12 protein-coding genes are annotated in these 17,540 nt (G+C 50.3%); 8 read left to right on the forward strand and 4 right to left on the reverse strand.

What is annotated here, in order from left to right:
- Nucleotides 1-2: 2 nt before the first annotated feature.
- Entirely contained in the window at nucleotides 3-1,034 is a 1,032-nt protein-coding gene (locus MRY86_RS07010) for an alpha/beta hydrolase fold domain-containing protein (protein ID WP_293563153.1), read from the reverse strand.
- Between the two features lie 114 nt (nucleotides 1,035-1,148).
- On the opposite strand from MRY86_RS07010, the gene MRY86_RS07015 reads away from it, so the two are divergent.
- From MRY86_RS07015 to MRY86_RS07040, 6 genes are read left to right on the forward strand one after another with little or no spacing between them, the layout of a single operon-like run.
- Nucleotides 1,149-2,201, forward strand: a complete 1,053-nt coding sequence (locus tag MRY86_RS07015; RefSeq protein WP_293563152.1) for an NAD(P)H-dependent glycerol-3-phosphate dehydrogenase — start codon at nucleotides 1,149-1,151, stop codon at nucleotides 2,199-2,201.
- A gap of 17 nt (nucleotides 2,202-2,218) precedes the next feature.
- Nucleotides 2,219-4,714, forward strand: a complete 2,496-nt coding sequence (locus MRY86_RS07020) for a YfhO family protein (RefSeq protein WP_293563151.1) — start codon at nucleotides 2,219-2,221, stop codon at nucleotides 4,712-4,714.
- Entirely contained in the window at nucleotides 4,714-5,817 is a 1,104-nt protein-coding gene (locus MRY86_RS07025; RefSeq protein ID WP_293563150.1) for a glycosyltransferase family 4 protein, read from the forward strand. The genes MRY86_RS07020 and MRY86_RS07025 overlap by 1 nt, the downstream gene beginning before the upstream one ends.
- A gap of 42 nt (nucleotides 5,818-5,859) precedes the next feature.
- Nucleotides 5,860-6,300 carry a peptidylprolyl isomerase gene (locus MRY86_RS07030; RefSeq protein ID WP_293563149.1) on the forward strand — a complete coding sequence of 147 codons (441 nt, stop codon included), beginning with the start codon at nucleotides 5,860-5,862 and terminating at the stop codon, nucleotides 6,298-6,300.
- A gap of 31 nt (nucleotides 6,301-6,331) precedes the next feature.
- The gene (locus MRY86_RS07035; protein WP_282779937.1) at nucleotides 6,332-7,102 is read left to right on the forward strand and encodes an FkbM family methyltransferase; all 771 of its coding nucleotides are present in this window, start codon (nucleotides 6,332-6,334) and stop codon (nucleotides 7,100-7,102) included.
- A gap of 5 nt (nucleotides 7,103-7,107) precedes the next feature.
- Nucleotides 7,108-7,965, forward strand: coding sequence for a glycosyltransferase family A protein (locus MRY86_RS07040; protein ID WP_293571137.1), 858 nt, complete (start codon nucleotides 7,108-7,110; stop codon nucleotides 7,963-7,965).
- A gap of 22 nt (nucleotides 7,966-7,987) precedes the next feature.
- On the opposite strand, the gene MRY86_RS07045 is transcribed toward MRY86_RS07040, so the two are convergent.
- Entirely contained in the window at nucleotides 7,988-11,788 is a 3,801-nt protein-coding gene (locus MRY86_RS07045) for an FG-GAP-like repeat-containing protein (protein WP_293571139.1), read from the reverse strand.
- A gap of 165 nt (nucleotides 11,789-11,953) precedes the next feature.
- Entirely contained in the window at nucleotides 11,954-12,493 is a 540-nt protein-coding gene (locus MRY86_RS07050) for a hypothetical protein (protein ID WP_293566899.1), read from the reverse strand.
- A gap of 62 nt (nucleotides 12,494-12,555) precedes the next feature.
- Here MRY86_RS07050 and MRY86_RS07055 point away from each other — a divergent pair, with 62 nt between their 5' ends.
- Nucleotides 12,556-14,052, forward strand: coding sequence for an oligosaccharide flippase family protein (locus tag MRY86_RS07055; protein WP_293566898.1), 1,497 nt, complete (start codon nucleotides 12,556-12,558; stop codon nucleotides 14,050-14,052).
- On the opposite strand, the gene MRY86_RS07060 is transcribed toward MRY86_RS07055, so the two are convergent.
- Nucleotides 14,038-14,784 (reverse strand): SGNH/GDSL hydrolase family protein, encoded by a 747-nt coding sequence (locus MRY86_RS07060; protein WP_293566897.1) that lies wholly within the window; start codon nucleotides 14,782-14,784, stop codon nucleotides 14,038-14,040. The genes MRY86_RS07055 and MRY86_RS07060 overlap by 15 nt on opposite strands.
- A gap of 313 nt (nucleotides 14,785-15,097) precedes the next feature.
- Here MRY86_RS07060 and lon point away from each other — a divergent pair, with 313 nt between their 5' ends.
- Entirely contained in the window at nucleotides 15,098-17,533 is a 2,436-nt protein-coding gene (lon, locus tag MRY86_RS07065) for an endopeptidase La (RefSeq protein ID WP_293571141.1), read from the forward strand.
- Nucleotides 17,534-17,540: the final 7 nt, after the last annotated feature.

The following is a 17,540-nucleotide window of genomic DNA, read 5'->3' on the forward strand; positions in this document are numbered from 1 at the left end:
GATTAGTCCGTACGATGCGCCACCGTATCTTCCGGTACCCATACCTCCAGCGGCTGTACAGGGTAGCCATCGCTCCACTGCCCCATGAAAGCCGCCTCAGGGCCACAGCCTTTCGCCAGTTCGCAGTGCTCACCACGCAGTTCGCAGGCCATCATGGCATCCAGCATTTTCCAGTAGGCATAGTAATCGGCAGCATTCTCCTGTGCCACCCGGCGGGCGCGCTTTAGAGAAAGGTTTTCAACACCTCCATCGAAATCAGGGTCTATAGCATAACATTCATTGTGCCCGGCTGTAAGTTCCGGAGTGCCATGGTTATCCGGGAACTGCCGCATCAGAAAACGGCAAGGCGTTTGAGTGGCCGTTTGATAGACCGTACGGCCGAGTTCTTCCCCAACTACATAGTCATTGACGCTTACGATAATCCCCAAGCGGGTTTGAGGCGAAATGCCCTCGTAAGATTCCAGCAGCCCTCCATTTAAGGGGCCGGTACCGGGTGCGCACAATAATACCCCTTTCGGGTGCGGAAGCCCCAGTTCCGGGTAGCGGGCAGCAATATGGGCTGTAATGGCACCGCCGTAACTGTGCCCCGCCATAAAAAAAGCATTGGTATCCGGGCGCACCCGCCCCGCTTCCTCAGACAGCAGCTTCAATGCCGATTGAATGCCCTTAGCGGCGTTGGGTACAAAGTGCTTGGAGCTGGGAAAAAAGAGATTTTTTTGATACCGTGGATATATGACAATATTGCCCTGCCGGACGATGTGCCGTATCCAGGCTCCGTAAATCATAGGGTTGATCGCTCCATAGCCATGATGGAATACCACCACCGGGGCATTTTCCGGTACGGGCGAGGCAGGTTCGAACAACCAAAAGCCATCCGGGCGACGGGCGTGATCTGAAAATTTTACCTCAGCGTGTACATAATTTTGGCCTCCTGGCCCGGCTGCCGGTTGATCAGGTGGAGCAGGCTTTTCGGTATCCTGCGAATAAACCATGCTACCGATCAGCAATAAAGTAGGAATCCATAAATTTACCATACGCAACAAAACGGGATTTCACCAGGAATGTTTTAATCTGTCGGCCAACGCTCATCGGCTTCCGATAAGCTTTGAAAAAAAGTGTACATTTACGCCAAATCAGAGCAGCGCTTCATGCCATCAATCGCAGTAGAACAACCTGTAGGAATTATTGGAGCAGGCAGCTTTGGCACCGCAATTGCCAATCTCCTGGCGTATAATGTGGACGTACTGTTGTACAGCCGGCAGGCACCGCTTGTGCAGCAAATTAATGAAACGCACCGCCACCTTGATGTAGACTTGTCACCAAGGGTCCGTGCCACTAACGATCTACAGGAGCTGGCCCAATCCTGCACCCTCCTCTTTCCGGTCGTCCCTTCAAACAGCTTCCGCAAGATGATGCACAGCCTGGGGCCTCATCTGCGCCCTTACCATATTCTGATCCATGGTACCAAAGGGTTTGATGCCCCTGAGCACCTTTTTCAGGATGTGGATGACGGCAATCCCGTGTCACGCAGCGATGTAAGCACCATGAGCGAAGTGATCCTGCAGGAAAGTGTCGTTCAGCGGGTTGGTTGTCTATCGGGGCCGAACCTGGCCAGTGAAATCATGGAAGGCCAACCAACCGCTACAGTAATAGGCAGCGCCTACGACGAAGTGATCAGCCTTGGAAAGCGCGTGCTCAGCAGTGAGCATTTTCATGTCTTCGGCACTTACGACCTGCTTGGGGCCGAACTGGCAGGTGCATTGAAAAATATTATTGCTATTGGTTCAGGCATGCTAAAAGGCAAAGGGCTAGGCAAGAACATTCAAGCCATGCTCATCACCCGCGGGCTCACCGAAATGGTCTACTTTGGTAACGCCATGGGCAGCGATAGCAGTGCTTTTTTCGGAACCGCAGGCATAGGAGACCTGGTGGCAACGGCTACCAGTAAAAACAGCCGGAATTTCACCTTTGGCTACCGCCTTGGCCAGGGCGAAGCTATTGAGGATATCGAAGCCACCATGCCGGAACTCGCGGAAGGCGTGCGTACCCTCCGCATCGCCCGGAAGCTGGCCCGGCACTACAAACTTCGGGTGCCCATTACCGATATGCTGTACAAAATCGTATTTGAAAACTTTGATATAGACCGCGCGATCCACTTCCTGATTACGTATCCTTACGATGTGGACGTAGACTTCATCTGACCAGAACAACAACCATTATGTTACAGAAAGCCATTCCTCACCTTATTGCCTTAGGCATTTTCTTCGCCCTTTGTGCCGCATTCTTTTTTCCGCAGCTGGAAGGTAAAATGCCCCAGCAGGGGGATATCATTCAGTACCGGGGCATGTCGCAGGAGGTCCGGGAATACAAAGAACAAACTGGTGAGACCTCCCTGTGGACCAATGCCATGTTCGGAGGGATGCCTACCTATCAGATCAACACCGTGAGCGAAGGCAACACCCTGAAAGTCCTCGACAACATAGGGACCCTGGGCATGAAGCCGCCGATTGGCCGCTTCTTTCTGGCTATGGCGGGGTTTTACCTGCTCATGGTCGTGCTGGGCGCTAACCCCTGGCTGGCGGTGATCGGTGCTATTGCCTTTGGCCTGACCACCAACAACCTCATCCTTTTTGAGGCGGGCCACGAAACCAAGGTGAAATCCATTTCTTACCTCCCCATCGTGACGGTGGGGCTGCTCATGGCGTTCCGGAAACGGTACCTATTGGGCGGTATTCTATTCGCTACGGGGCTGGGCCTTAATATCATGGCCAACCACGTGCAGATGACGTATTACTTCGCCCTTACACTGCTCATTTTTGGTATTGCGGAGCTGGTCCACAACATCAAGCGCAACCAAATGCCCCATTTTGCTAAAGCAGCGGGCGTGCTCATTGCGGGTGGACTGCTGGCCCTTGGCGCTGCAGCTTCCAACCTCTGGATCACCTACGAATATTCAAAGGACACCATGCGTGGGGAGCCGATTCTGGAAACCACCGGAGACGCCTCTTCCAGTAGTGAAACGGATGGCCTGGCCTGGGACTATGCCATGCAATGGAGCAATGGAGTCGTTGATTTGTTTGCCTCTTATATTCCGGGGGTAGCCGGTGGTGGATCACAGGAAGCCATTGGGGATGATTCTGCGATCGCCCAGGATTTGAGACGCAAAGGCGCGCGCCTGCCTGCCAACTTCAAGGCTCCTTTATATTGGGGAGACCTGCCTTTCACCAGTGGGCCGATTTACTTTGGGAGCATCGTGTTTTTTCTCTTCCTTATGGGACTGTTTCTGGTCAAGGGCCCGGTAAAATGGTGGATTGGACTGGGCACCCTTCTTACGATGCTCTTGTCGATGGGCAATAACCTGGAGGGCTTCAACCGTTTGTTTTTCGACTATTTCCCATTGTACAATAAGTTCAGAACGCCTAACTCCATTTTGAGTGTCACGGCGTTTTTGGTGCCGGTGTTGGGCTTCCTGACGCTGCATAAGATCATCAACAAAAAGGTAACCAAAGAGGAGGCTATGCGTAGCCTCAAGATCGGCGGAGGGATAGCCGCTGCCATCGCCCTGTTCTTTGCTTTGCTTGGCCCCTCTTTTTTCGACTTCAACGGCGCAGGTGACACCCGGCTGGAGCAAAGTGGTTTTGACCTCGGTGCTGTCCGTGCTGACCGGCAGTCGCTGATGCGGGGGGATGCTTTCCGCACGCTCATCCTTGTGCTGCTCAGCGGCGGATTGCTCTGGGCCTACCTACAGGAAAAAATCAAGCTCAACATCCTGCTGATCGGCCTGGGTGTGCTGATTACATTTGACCATTGGACGGTGGGCCGGCGCTATGTGGATGAAGACCTATTCGTAACCGAGCGGCAATACTTTGCCGGCCTTGCACCCCGCCCTGTGGATGAGCAAATCCTGCAGGATACCGACCCGCACTACCGGGTATATGATGCGTCCATTAACACCTTCAACAGCTCCAAGGCTTCCTACTACCACAAAACCATTGGAGGCTACCATGCTGCGAAGCTGCAGAGGGCGCAGGACCTGATCGACCGCCACCTCAGTCAGGGCAACCAGAAAGTACTGGATATGCTGAATACCAAATACTTCATCGTCGGGCAGCCCGGTCAGGAACAGGTACAGCAAAACCCAAACGCCCTGGGCAATGCCTGGCTGATCAGCAATTTCCAAACGGTAAATTCTGCCAATGCTGAGATTGATGCGCTCAATGATTTCGATCTGGCAACAACGGCAGTCGTGCATCAGGATTTCAAGGAGTATATTGCCGGGTTGTCTCCATCCGGTGCAGGGCAGATCAAGCTGACCAGCTACGCGCCCAACCAACTGACTTATGAAGCGACCGTACAAGGCGATCAGTTTGCTGTCTTCTCTGAAGTCTGGTACGGTCCCGATAAAGGCTGGCAAGCTTACATTGATGGGCAGCCGGTAGACCACATCCGGGTGAACTACCTGCTGAGGGGCCTGAAAATTCCTGCCGGGCAGCACGAAATCACTTTTGAATTTTCACCGGCCTCCTTTGACCGGGGCGTTATGGTTTCCCGTATTTTCAGCAGCCTGATTCTTTTGGGCCTGATTGGTTATGTTGGGTACTCCGGCTATCAGTTCTATCAGAACCCGCCGTCAGAACCTAAACCACAAGACGCAGGAAGTAAGCAGACTCAACCTGCCACTACACGTACCCAACGCAAAAAGAAGAAAAAATAATGCGGAAGGATAGCCACGTCGCGGTGGTCGTCCCTTACCGCTTTGTGCCGCCCCATAACGGCGGGCACAAAGCGGCATTCGGGCTGTGCCAGTTCCTGTCGAAGCGTACCCGACTCACTGCTATTTCGACACCTGATAATGCAGATGACGCTGCGCCATTCCAACTGAAAGGCCTCCTAAGCAGTGGTATTGCCCGCTATGTGCTACCCGCCGGAGCTATCCGTATTAGCCGGTATTTCAAAGAAAATGGTATGGGCCACTGCATCGCCTTCCAGCCCTTCATTGCATTGTTGGTTTACTGGCCGTGCAAGAGGCAGGGGGTAAAGCTTTCCATCTACATCCAAAACCTGGAGTACCAGCGGTTCCGGAGCCTGGGAAAGGTATGGTGGCCTTTGGTCTTCGCCGTGGAGTGGCTGGCTTTTCGGCTGGCGCATCACCTTTACTTCATTTCTCCGGATGAAGTCGGGCCAGGGCAGCAGGTCTTTGGGCTTTCGCCCGAAAAGTGCAGTGTCTTGCCCTACGGCACGCCTCATCCCCGCCAACCGGAGCGGCAGCCTGCCCGGGCAAGTATCCGACAAAAGCATGGCTACGCTGAAGATGAATGCCTCATTATTTTCTTCGGGCCACAAACTTATCAGCCTAATTTGGAAGCAGTGGTGCGCATCATTGAGCACATTGAGCCGGCCTTTCAGCAAATGGCAGATTTTCCCTACCGCTTCCTGATCTGTGGAGGCGGGCTGCCAGCGGAGTACGACAAATTAAGGGCTTACCAAAATGTCGAGTACCTGGGCTATGTAGAAGACATTGAAGCCTACGTTCAGGCAGCTGACCTGATGGTGAACCCGGTCAATTCCGGTGGTGGAGTAAAGACTAAACTGGTGGAAGCGATTGCGTTGGGCACTACCGTAGTCTCCAGTTATACCGGCGCGCTTGGTGTACGCCCGGAAGCCTGCGGGCCAAAGCTTAGGCGGGTAGCCGATGAAGACTACACGGCATTTGCGAAAACGCTGCTGCAATGCTTCCGTGAAGGACGGGTCCCCACTCCAACAACATTTTACGAAACCTATTACTGGGGGAATATTGTGCAGTCCGTTAGCGGTTAATTTGAAAAGCCTTACCTTTGCCAGCCATCAAAAACAATTACCGTGACCAAAGCAGAAATCAAGACCGAAAAGGGCACCATGAAAGTCGAATTCTATGACGAGGATGCCCCGAATACCGTTGCTAACTTTGTAAAGCTCTCCAAGGACGGCTACTACGATGGCCTGACTTTCCACCGCGTCATCCCCAACTTCGTCGTTCAGGGCGGATGCCCGAATGGCGACGGCCGTGGCGGCCCCGGTTATACCATTGATTGCGAGCTTGATGGCGGCAATCAGTACCACGACCGTGGTGTACTGTCTATGGCGCACGCCGGACGGAACACCGGGGGGTCTCAGTTTTTCATTTGCCACAGCCGCGACAATACCGCTCACCTGGACGGCAACCACACCTGCTTCGGTAAGGTAGTGGAAGGCCTGGATGTGATCGACGATATTCGTCAGGGCGATAAGATTGAGGCCGTGGTGATCCACGAGGGGGTTTAATCATTCCATATTACAGCGCAAAACCATACCAATGAATCTGCTCCAGCAAATTTTGCAGTCCAAAGCCCTGGAACGCACCAAGCGCTTCGTGGGCAAACAATCGGGGCTCTACCTCAAGCTTAAGCGTTTCACCCCTTCCGCCAGCGAAGAGATGCGCACCGCTATGCTTTGCAAGCACATGGGCATCACCCACGTGGTGGATATCGGTGCGAACACCGGGCAATTTGCGGAGTCGCTTTACGATTTTGGGTTTTCGGGCAAGGTTGTCTCCTTCGAGCCGGTAGCCGCCGCTCGGGAAGAGCTGGAAAAACGCTCTGCCCCCTACCCCAACTGGACGGTTGCGGAGCGCTGTGCTATCGGAGCTGAGGACGGCACCATCACCATGAACGTGTCTGATGATACCGTCTTCAGCTCAGCTTTGCCGATCAAGGATTCCTACGTTTCCCACAATCAGAAGTCGAGGATTGTCCGGCAGGAAGAAGTTCCGGTGTTTCAAATCGATACCATCCTCCCGAGATATATCAAAGACCTGGACCACGCCAGCATCCTCTTCAAGATTGACACACAGGGCTTTGAAAAGCAAGTGCTCGACGGAGGGCCGGAGACGCTGGCCAATGCCAAGGGATTGAAAATTGAGATCCCGCTTTATGCCATCTACGACAATACTGAGTTCCAGTTTTACGACATCATGAACCTCGCGCGGCACCATGGATTCCAACCCTACAGTTTCCACATAGAAGGCGTAGACCTCACCACGGGCCGGGTGAATACGATTGATGGATTGTTCTTCCGTGAAGACTAAGTAATATGAAGTATGTCATCGTCATGCCGGCCTACAACGAGGAGGGCTTCATTGGGCGCGCCATTGAGTCCATTGCAGCGCAGACGCTGATCCCACAGCGCCTGGTTATCGTCAATGATGGCTCTACGGACCGCACCCGTGAAATCGTGGAGGGCTATCAGCAAACCTACCCCTGGATTCAGCTGGTCAACAACGATAAAAAGGAACAGCGGGCGGCGGGCTCCAAAGTCGTACGTGCTTTCTATCTGGGCTATCAGCAAATTCAAGATGCCTACGATTTTCTGGTCAAGCTGGACGCCGACCTTACCCTGCCCACCCACTATTTCGAGCGAATCGCTTCCCTCTTTCAGGCTGACCCAAAACTGGGCATCGCCGGCGGCACCATTGCCATAGAAGAAAATGGGGAATGGGTGTACGAGAATTTTTCGGATGTTGATCATGTTAAAGGCGCCTTCAAATCCTACCGGCGGGCATGCTTTGAGCAAATTGGAGGGCTGCGGGCCTCTATCGGCTGGGACACCGCTGATGAACTACTGGCCCGCTTCCACGGCTGGAGCATTCAGGTCGACCCGGAGCTACAAGTCAGGCACTACCGGGTACTGGGGGCAGAGACCGGCTCCGTGAAAATCCGCGTCAAAGTTGGCAATGGTATGTACCGGCTGCGCTACGGGTTTTTCATCACCCTTATCAGCGCCATCAAGGCCGGCTATCTGAACAAGCCGTATGGCATTACCGGGCTGGCTGTTCTCTGGGGCTGGATACAGTCCTTCCTGAAACAAGACGAATTTATCGTGACTGAGGAGGAGGGGCGGTTTATCCGGCGGTTTAGGAAAGATAGGATGCGGGGGAAGGTGTTTGGGTAACTCAATCGCAATCCTTACTTCTCTACTTCGCTAGATTAATATCTCCTGTAAGCGTTTCTACCCATCCATCTAGAAACCTGACCTTAACCAAAAAAGTAAAAACTCCAGGGTTCAAATCTTCCCCTTCAAATGTACCATCCCAGCCTAACCCCATCTCGCTAGCCTGAAAGTTGTAAGCTTCATATACCAATTCTCCCCAACGGTCAAATATCAGTAGCTTATCAACCCGCTCCACTCCTTTACCGCCATAGATATAAAATACATCATTAACTCCATCGCCATTAGGGCTAAAGGCATTTGGAATATATATTTTCCTTGGCTTCGTCACAACTACAGTAATTGGAGCCTCAGCTATGCACCCTGCGGAATCAACCATACTCACGGAATAATCTGTACTCTCAAACACAAATGCTGTTGGAAACTCACAATCAGAACAACTAAGACCTTCTGCGGGAGTCCAGAAAAAATTAACAGCTCTGTCGTAGTCAGCCTGAGTTGGAATCGCGATATCACAGCCTAATTCCACTTCAATAACTGATGGTAATTCAAGTAGAAGAGGATTAGGTTGAGTAATTACAAAAGTGGTATCTATTTCACAACCGGTTTCAGACACCATACTTAGCTCGTATTCACCTGCTGCAAGTCCTGAATAGAATCCTTCCTGTTGAACCGTTCCATCGTTAAGCTGAAAGGACAATGGCAGTTCTGGAGATACGGATAGTGACACTGCTCCATCTAATGCTCCAAAACATGAAGCTTCGGAAACATCAAGGGTTACCGCTCCCAGTGAAAAATTAGGTACCTCAACCAAAGCGGTGGAAAGGCACCCGTTTGCATCAACAACATCAACAATATATTCCCCCGGGAACAACCCTTCTATAGTATCAGAAAAAACCTGCTCTTGATTGATAAACACTTCATATGGCAATTCCCCTCCTTCCATCGATAAAAAAATCTCTCCGCTAGGTTCTCCCATGCACGCGGGAACCACTGAAAAAGAAACTTGTGCCGTATCATAATGCATTAAAGAAATTTCGTGTATGGAGTCACATCCGTTCAAAGCCAAAAAGGTATCTCTGTACATACCTTCAACTGATTCAAAACTTCCAAAAACAGAAACGGAGTCACCAGGACAGAAGAAAATCTCTTCATAGGTAACTACAGGTGGTATAAAAAAGGCATCTAAAATTACTGTAGAGTCACAACCATTATTGTTTGACCAGATATTTGTGTAAATACCGGTAACTGTGATAAGCTGATTACCGAGTGATATGGTGTCTCCCAGACATGCACTACGACTGATGCTCGTAAGTGCCGTATCCAAGGGAAAAACGTGAAAAAAATTCGTCACCTCACAATCTGCGGCCTGCAATACTTGCTCGTAGTCACCTGGTGCAGTGACGGTGAGATTTGTGAGAAATAAAGTATCTGATTCGCAAAGACCAACTGTATCGAACTGTGGTTCTTCGAAGATAACCTCGACACTTACAGAATCGTAGTATAAACATCCTTCCGGTGAAAGGGCTTCTACAAAAATATTGATGGCAGTATCTGGTGTTGCGATGGGATTACTACAAGCTTGGCAACTTAGGAAGTCTTGTGGAGACCAGCTGTATGTTGAATACCCAGGTAAAGACAACGGTAAGCTATCTCCTTCACAGATGATAATTTCATTATCCAGTTGTCCTGGCAATGAAATACCATTTAGCAATACTTCGTCACTAAAAGTCGTACCGCACGTATTCATGACAGTAACGCTATAAAGACCGGGCACTTGAGCGCTAATCTGAGTAGTAGTATCTCCATTCGACCAGTTATAGAATAGAAAGCCCTCAGTCGCCGAAAGCGTAACCGGAAATTCATTTTCACAGAAATCCAAATCAGGTCCAAGGTCTAAAGTGATGGGCTCAAGTTCCGTAGCAATAGTGGTGGCGTTATTTTGATAATTGCACTCATACAGTGTCGTCAAAGGATATTGATCGGCAGTCAGTGGAAACACCCCGGCCCCTTCATCGCTTATAATACCAAAAACCTCGGTGGGCTGGACATTTTCGAAGTCAATGATTAAATCAATTACAGTACATTCCCCCGAACCTAAATTGACTTCATACTCTTCTGAATATATAAAATCAGGAATTTCTTCCGATGGGTCCACAGCATAAACTGATATTGGCACATTTTCATTTATTAACGGTTCCGAGCCAGCATTGCAAACCCTAGCCTGCAGCACTCCGCCATCCAAACTGCACTCAAAGTCTAAAAACTCCAGAGTTAGATCAGGCAGAGAAAAATAGGGGTTATTGTATTGATTAACGAAAGTGTTAAGATCCGGTGGAAAGCTGATGAGATGGTGCTGTTGCTGAAAGGCAGGGACGGTCAAATCGTCGTTGATGTTCACATTGAAATAAGCGTGTTGATTCCAAACCGTTCGAGTATCCGCCCAGGGAAAAGTCCCTGATTCATAAGTACGGAGTTCATCGTCACAGGAACAGAGCATTTCTGCTTCACCGTCCTGATCAATATCTCCTACGGTCGGAGTATCCCACCCTGTGCCAGAGTTGCATGGAACGCTAAACAAGACAGTTCCACTCGGTCCGTCAAAAACCCTTAACTGAGAGCCATCCCGATGAATAACCTCTTTAGTACCATCTGAGTTAAAATCAAAAAAGGTACACCTGACTTGTCCGGATAAGTCCGTTGTCGAAACATCCCAAAGGATATTAAGGCTGCCCGATTGATAACTCAAAACATAGAGCCGGTTTCGCACACTAAATGCTATCTCAGGTATCAGGTCGTTATCCAAATCTCCAACCGTGGATAATGACATTTTCCCCTCACTACTAAAAACGGAAAATGATGGAGCAATGACTTGACTCGTCTGCAGGTCCCAAACATATATTGATGCTTCTGAAAAGCTACTGTGGCTAACAATCGCATCGAGATCTCCATCCAGATCAACATCTGCCAGGCTGGTATATCCATCAAAATTCACAGCTGCTTCAGTTTGAAGAGCTAAAACCCCATTTTCTATGTCAACTGAAAAAACCTGGCCTCCTGCAATCAGCTCAGCACCTTCACAACCTACACAACCAGAAAGGACATCAGCGGCAATCGGATTACCTCTGAGAAGTGATGTAAAAGTCACCCCGAAATTGAGTTGCTGATTACCAGATAGGATTCGTTCGCCGGTAAGTGAATTGAAAATTTGATCAAGTACATATATCTCAGGAATGCCATCTCCGTTAAAATCAACAATATTTGGGCTTAAACCGGGAAAATCATTGTTGTAGCCTATTACCTCGTCAGAAGTCCATTCTAAATCATACCCTGTACCATTGTTTTTATAGCATTTTAGCCTTAAAGGCGTGTCCGTACCACCTTCGTTGCTAGTTGCAATGAACAGTTCAGCGAAACCATCTCCATCGACATCTGCAATTGCGGGACCATCAAAAGTGTAATGCATGCGGTCAGTAAACACAACCTCTTCAAGCAAACCTGATTCGCCATTAAGGATTAAAAGATCATTTTCACCTTCAATACCTCCCTGATAAGGACCAGACTTTCCAATGATTTCAACAACACCATCACTATCAATATCTCCAAAGACTGGTGTATTATAATTATGCCAATCACCTGAGTAGGTCCAAAATGATGCAATCTCAAAATCGCTGGAAGGCAGAGCACCAAGGCAGGAATCTGATTCTATCAGGCAGGGGTCATAGTAAAATTCGTCACAACTGCCGCAACAATCACTATCGAAACAATCAATCAAACCATCCTGGTCATTATCAATACCATCATCGCATATCTCGACCATTTGCATGGAGCTGGAATTGAAAGCCGGCCGATTGGCTTCCACAAATAGACTCAGCATACTAATTAAGGTGAGCGCAAGGTTTAGATTTTGCATTTAATAGAAAATTCATTGAGGGAGCAATAAAATAAAATCACTACAATATACTGCAATAGGCCTTTAAAAACAAATCTATTAGAATTGCCTGACCCAGAAGCGAAGTCGGTCTTTCAATGAAGCTTTTCTGGAGGGATTGCTTCTCACTCTTAGGGTTTCAAGTGCTTCTGTGAGGCTGCCTTCTGCGCCTATTGCCTGCCAGAAAGTTTTGAAGCCTGACTCGATATCCTCCAGCTGAAGCGTGAGTTTATGGGGCTTGTCTTCCAAAAAGACGTCAATATTATCATTAACGGTATGAACGTAGTCAATGCAAAATGCGACCCCCTGCTCTCTAGGCCTCAGAAGCACACACTCCGTATAGCCATTTACAATGCTGCTAGGCATTGCCCACCTGCGGTTGTAACTCGCCGCCGTAGCCTCCACATCCCGCTTGAGGTGCACATAAAACGCATCCTTGCCATATTTTTTACCTAACTTGCCGAGCATCCAGCTCAGGCGGTTGTCAGCCTCAATGTGCTGATCCGGGTAGGCCACGCGGGCTTCGCCCAAAAGGGTCGACCGGGTTTCGTGGCCCGCCGTGTAGTTGGTGATGTGCTGGCAGGCTCTGATGAATGTCATAGACCCACTCCTTCCGGTACACAGTATAAAGACGTTCATCTCAGTTTCAATCATTTTGCTGCATGGGAAGCATTAAGCGTCAGGGAATTGGCTCCGGCCTGTTTATGTACATCGGCTTGCTCATTGGTTTTGCCAATAACATCCTCTACCCGCGTATGGTGGGCGAAGAGGTGCTGGGCTTTACCAACTGGCTGATGGAACTGGCCATGCTGTTTACACTGCTGGCAAGTTTCGGGAGCAATGCCACGATCATCCGCTTTTTCCCATATTTCAAAAATAAAGACGAGCAGCACAGCGGCTACCTGTCTTTTCTCTTTCTGCTCCGTACCCTCGGGTTATTGGCCACCGGGTTGGTGCTTTATCTTGCCAAAGACTTCCTGCTCCGGATTTATGGCACCGATGAAGGACAGACTTTTGTCGATGACTACTACAATCTGCTCTTCGTAGCTCTTGCGATGGTAGCTTACCTGGAGTTGCTTGAAAACTACCTGGCAGCTCTTTTGCGGCCAAGAGTGCCTACCTTTTTCCGCGATGTCTTTGCCAGAGTGCTGGCACTGGGGTTTATATTGGCGTATGGCTTCGGGTATATCAGCTTGTCTGCCTTTATCGTCCTTTATGTATGCCGGTTTGTGGCAAGTATAGCAGGTATGCTGGGCTTTACCTGGTACATCGGCGAACTGCACCTGCGCAGCGGATGGCCAGTATTCCGGAAGCCTGTTTTTAAAGAGATCGCTAGTTATAGCTTTTACTCGGTTTTTGCAAGCTTGGGCAGCAAAATCACCACCAAGATCGACATCCTCATGATTCCTGCATTGCTCAATTACGCAGCTGCGGGCATCTATACGGTCTATATGTTTTTCGCGCAGGTGATCATCATCCCGCATCAGGGGCTGGCCAAGATCGCTTCTCCCCTTCTGGCAGATGCCTGGAAACGGGAGGATTTCGATGAGATTCAGGATTTGTACAGCCGCCTCGCGCTAAGCAACCTGGCAGTCGGTATCCTAATCTATGTTGGCATCCTGATCAACCTGGATCACATTTCCACCATACTCGGAGAAGGCTTTGAAACGGGTAAAATGGTGGCGGTCTTTCTGGGACTGGGCCAGCTGGCACACGCAGCGAATGGCTATAACGGATTGTTGCTCAACTATTCACCGCTTTTCCGGTACGATCTCCTGTTCAAAGGCGCCACCGCTATCCTGACGATCATCACAAACTATCTCTTCATCAACTGGCTGGGCATCACCGGGGCGGCTTTAGCTACCGCCCTAACGATCGTGCTGATTAATGTCTTTATACAGTCTTTCATCTACCGGCATTATCAAATGCACCCTTTCTCCTGGCGGATGCTGGGGCTGGCAGGCGTAGGGCTGACCTGCCTGGGGGTAGACTATCTTATTCCGGTTTGGGAATGGCATTTCCTGGCCGACCTTGTCCTACGTTCAGGCATTGCCACCTTGCTTTACTGCACGGCGATTATCGCACTAAGGCTCACGCCGGATATTTCAGACTTCTTTTGGGAATACGTTGGGAAAGCAAGGGGACTATTGAAGCGATAAAGCTTTTTCTGCATCCCGAATCATCAGATTCACCCATCCTGTGTACATTTTAGCGGAGGGATGCAACCCGTCCCCAGCCAATAAATCAGGGTTTTGCAAGCCCTCACGGGACATCGGGGTGACATTGATAAACGGAATGCCGTAAACCTCGGCTTGCAATTCCAGATAGCCATTGTACTTTTCAATTTCTGAGGAGATTTGCGCAGGCTCACCAAAATTCTGCCCAAAGGGCGTATAGGCATAATCAGGCACTGAAACCAGTACCAAACGGCTCGTGTCGCCGGCAGCTGCCTCGATTGCAAAGTGCAATAAGTCTTCCAGGTCGCGTTCAAAGGTCACAAAGGGCAGGCGTTGATACTGATTATTGACGCCGACAAGCAGCGTAACAAGGTCGTAGGGCCGGTTAAGTGCTTCTGCCTGCTCGGCCGCATCCAACAAATCTGAGGAGGTCCACCCGCTCTTGGCGATGATGTCCGGGCTCTTGATGAAAACGGAGTCCTGATGCACCGCATTCAGCCGGGCAGTCAGCTGCTCAGGGAAGCGCTCCTTGGGCTCCACCGATGCCCCAATCGTATAACTATCGCCCAAAGCCAAATAATACAGGCTGTCTACGCCCGATGTGTTCTCGCTGCCCGATTGCTTCTCACCCTCGGGGGTAATGTCGGTATCCGAGCTGCATGCTCCTAAAAAGACCATCACTACAATCAGTACCCCAAAATATATTCTGTTCATTTGATTCAATACTTTTTGTCTTTGTTCCGTGTTGTATGCTCTAATGACACACCATTCCTTAAATGTACGCATGAGATTATAGAAGGTTATGTTTTCCAGCTTACATATTGCATGTTTTTTGATTCCCCTAGCTATCTGTCACAGAAAGTTATTATCTAAGCCAAAACAACAAGCCACTTTGTCAGCAAATAGTGCACATATATGACACTTCGTCTGATGCCATTGATATGGCACGCCCATTGAGCGTATTTAATATGCCGCCTCCGCCTCAAAAGAAGGCTGCGAACAATTTGACCTAAACCAATCCCACTCAATGAGCAACGACATTATTACAGACGAAGAAATCATAGAAGAGGTACAATCCGAAAGTGCAGACCAGCAACTACAGCGGGTTGAGAATGTGCTTCCGCAAAACCTGACCATCCTGCCGCTTCAGCAGCGCCCGATTTTCCCGGGTCTGGCTATGCCTTTGACTTTCAAGGGCAAAGAAATGGTAGCCGCGATCAAAAAGGCAGTAGAAGAACAAGATGGCTACCTCGGCTTAGTCCTGGCTCAGGAATATAATGCTGAGGATTATACCGAATCTGAATTCTACGAACATGGCACTTTGTTTCAAGTCCTGAGGGTCAATGAAGCGGCACCCGGCGTTGCCCAAATTCTGGGCCGGGGCGTTTCCCGCTTCAGCAAAAAGCGCGTAGTCCTCGTAAAGCCTACTCTGCGCTGGGAGGTGCAATACCATAACGAGCCTGACGAAAAGCCTGATCAGGACCTCAAAGCTTACATGATGGCCATCAGTGGAGAGATCAAATCCCTGTTGAAACTCAACCCGCTGTTCCAGGAACAGGTCAACATGGTGGTCTCCCAGCTCAACTACGATGCGCCGGGCCTGACGATGGATGTCATCAGCAACCTCCTGTCTTCCGATGCGGAAGTCCTCCAGGGATTACTCGAAACCTATGACCTCCATGAGCGCGCCCAAACCTTGCTCAAACTGATAAAGGAAGAACTGGAAATTGCCAAAATCCAGAAGCGCATCAATCAGCAGATTGAGGAAAAGGTCAACAAACAGCAGAAGGAATTCTTCCTCCGCGAGCAACTGAAAGCCATCAAAAAGGAGCTCGGCATGGAAAAAGAGGAGGGCGAATCGGAAATTGAAAAGCTGGAAAAGCTTTTTGAAGGCAAAGTCCTCCCGGAGGAGGTGCAGAAGACCGTAGAGGACGAGCTCAACAAACTCCGGACCCTTAACATCCAGTCCCCGGAATTCAACGTCACCCGCACTTACCTGGATACCATCGGCAGCCTGCCCTGGGGTATCCACTCCGAAGACAATGCAGATATCAAAGCCGCCCGTGCAGTTCTAAATGACGAGCACTACGGACTGGAAGAGGTCAAGGACCGCATCCTGGAGTTCCTCAGCACCGTCATAAAGCGGGGCGCAGTAAGCGGCTCCATCGTTTGCCTTGTTGGTCCTCCGGGGGTGGGCAAGACTTCTATTGGCAAGTCCGTTGCGCACGCCCTGAACCGGGAGTTTTTCCGTTTCTCAGTTGGTGGCATGCGCGACGAAGCGGAAATCAAGGGGCACCGCCGGACCTACATCGGGGCGATGCCAGGAAAGCTCATTCAGGCGCTGAAGCGGGCGGGCACCTCGAATCCGGTCATTATGCTCGATGAGATCGACAAAATCGGCAGCAGCTTCCGGGGCGACCCGGCTTCGGCCCTGCTGGAAGTCCTGGACCCGGAGCAGAACAACAGCTTCATGGACCACTACCTGGACCTGCCCTATGACCTGTCCAACGTCCTCTTCATCACCACCGCCAACCAATTGGACACCATCCCCGGGCCATTGCTCGACCGTATGGAGGTTATCCGCCTGGCGGGATACATTGCTGATGAGAAGGTGCAAATTGCCCGGCGCTATCTGTTGCCCAAGCAACTGAAGGAACATGGCTTCGAAGCTGACGAGATCGACATCACCGAAGACGCCCTCCGGGTCATTGTAGAGAAGTACGCCCGGGAAGCCGGCGTGCGGAATCTGGAAAAGCAAATCCGCAAGATCATCCGAAAAGCGACCCTGAAACTGGCAGAGGAGGAGACCATCGACTTTACCGTAGACAAGGACGATGTCGAGGAATTTCTCGGAAAGCCCATTTTCAAATCAGAGCGGCTTTACAATAAGTCTATTCCAGGTGTAGCGCTCGGGTTGGCCTATACCTCACTGGGCGGTGCCACGCTGTACATCGAAGCCAACGGCATACCTGGGCAAAATGGCAGCTTTAAACAAACTGGTCAGTTAGGGGATGTAATGAAGGAATCCGCTTCGATAGCTCATACCTACGTCCGTTCCCGACTGGCAGCCTTTGAAGCAGAGGATATCAAAAACTACTACGACAAGCATCAGGTGCACCTGCATGTTCCTGCCGGCGCAACGCCGAAGGATGGCCCTTCCGCAGGTATTACCATGGCGCTGTCCCTATTTGCGCTGGCTACCGGCAAAGCGATCCGTGACGATATTGCCATGACGGGCGAACTGACCCTTACCGGAAAAGTACTGCCGATCGGTGGCGTAAAGGAAAAGACCATTGCGGCCCGCCGGGTAGGCATTACCAACCTGATCCTGCCGGAAGACAACCGCCGGGACTTTGAGGAACTGCAGGACCACATCAAAGAAGGGATCAGCGTCCACTATGCCGATTACTTTGATGATGTGCTCGCCGCAGCTTATCCGGACGATGACTTCTGGAAAGTTTAGATTAACT

It is taken from the genome of Phaeodactylibacter sp. (genome assembly GCF_022763345.1).
Classification (GTDB): Bacteria; Bacteroidota; Bacteroidia; order Chitinophagales; family Saprospiraceae; genus Phaeodactylibacter.

Coding starts and splice junctions, on each gene's coding strand:
- MRY86_RS07010 (WP_293563153.1), bottom strand. CDS start 1,034: ATGGTAAATTTATGGATTCCTACTTTATTGCTGATCGGTAGCATGGTT.
- MRY86_RS07015 (WP_293563152.1), top strand. CDS start 1,149: ATGCCATCAATCGCAGTAGAACAACCTGTAGGAATTATTGGAGCAGGC.
- MRY86_RS07020 (WP_293563151.1), top strand. CDS start 2,219: ATGTTACAGAAAGCCATTCCTCACCTTATTGCCTTAGGCATTTTCTTC.
- MRY86_RS07025 (WP_293563150.1), top strand. CDS start 4,714: ATGCGGAAGGATAGCCACGTCGCGGTGGTCGTCCCTTACCGCTTTGTG.
- MRY86_RS07035 (WP_282779937.1), top strand. CDS start 6,332: ATGAATCTGCTCCAGCAAATTTTGCAGTCCAAAGCCCTGGAACGCACC.
- MRY86_RS07040 (WP_293571137.1), top strand. CDS start 7,108: ATGAAGTATGTCATCGTCATGCCGGCCTACAACGAGGAGGGCTTCATT.
- MRY86_RS07045 (WP_293571139.1), bottom strand. CDS start 11,788: ATGCAAATGGTCGAGATATGCGATGATGGTATTGATAATGACCAGGAT.
- MRY86_RS07050 (WP_293566899.1), bottom strand. CDS start 12,493: ATGACATTCATCAGAGCCTGCCAGCACATCACCAACTACACGGCGGGC.
- MRY86_RS07055 (WP_293566898.1), top strand. CDS start 12,556: ATGGGAAGCATTAAGCGTCAGGGAATTGGCTCCGGCCTGTTTATGTAC.
- MRY86_RS07060 (WP_293566897.1), bottom strand. CDS start 14,784: ATGAACAGAATATATTTTGGGGTACTGATTGTAGTGATGGTCTTTTTA.
- lon (WP_293571141.1), top strand. CDS start 15,098: ATGAGCAACGACATTATTACAGACGAAGAAATCATAGAAGAGGTACAA.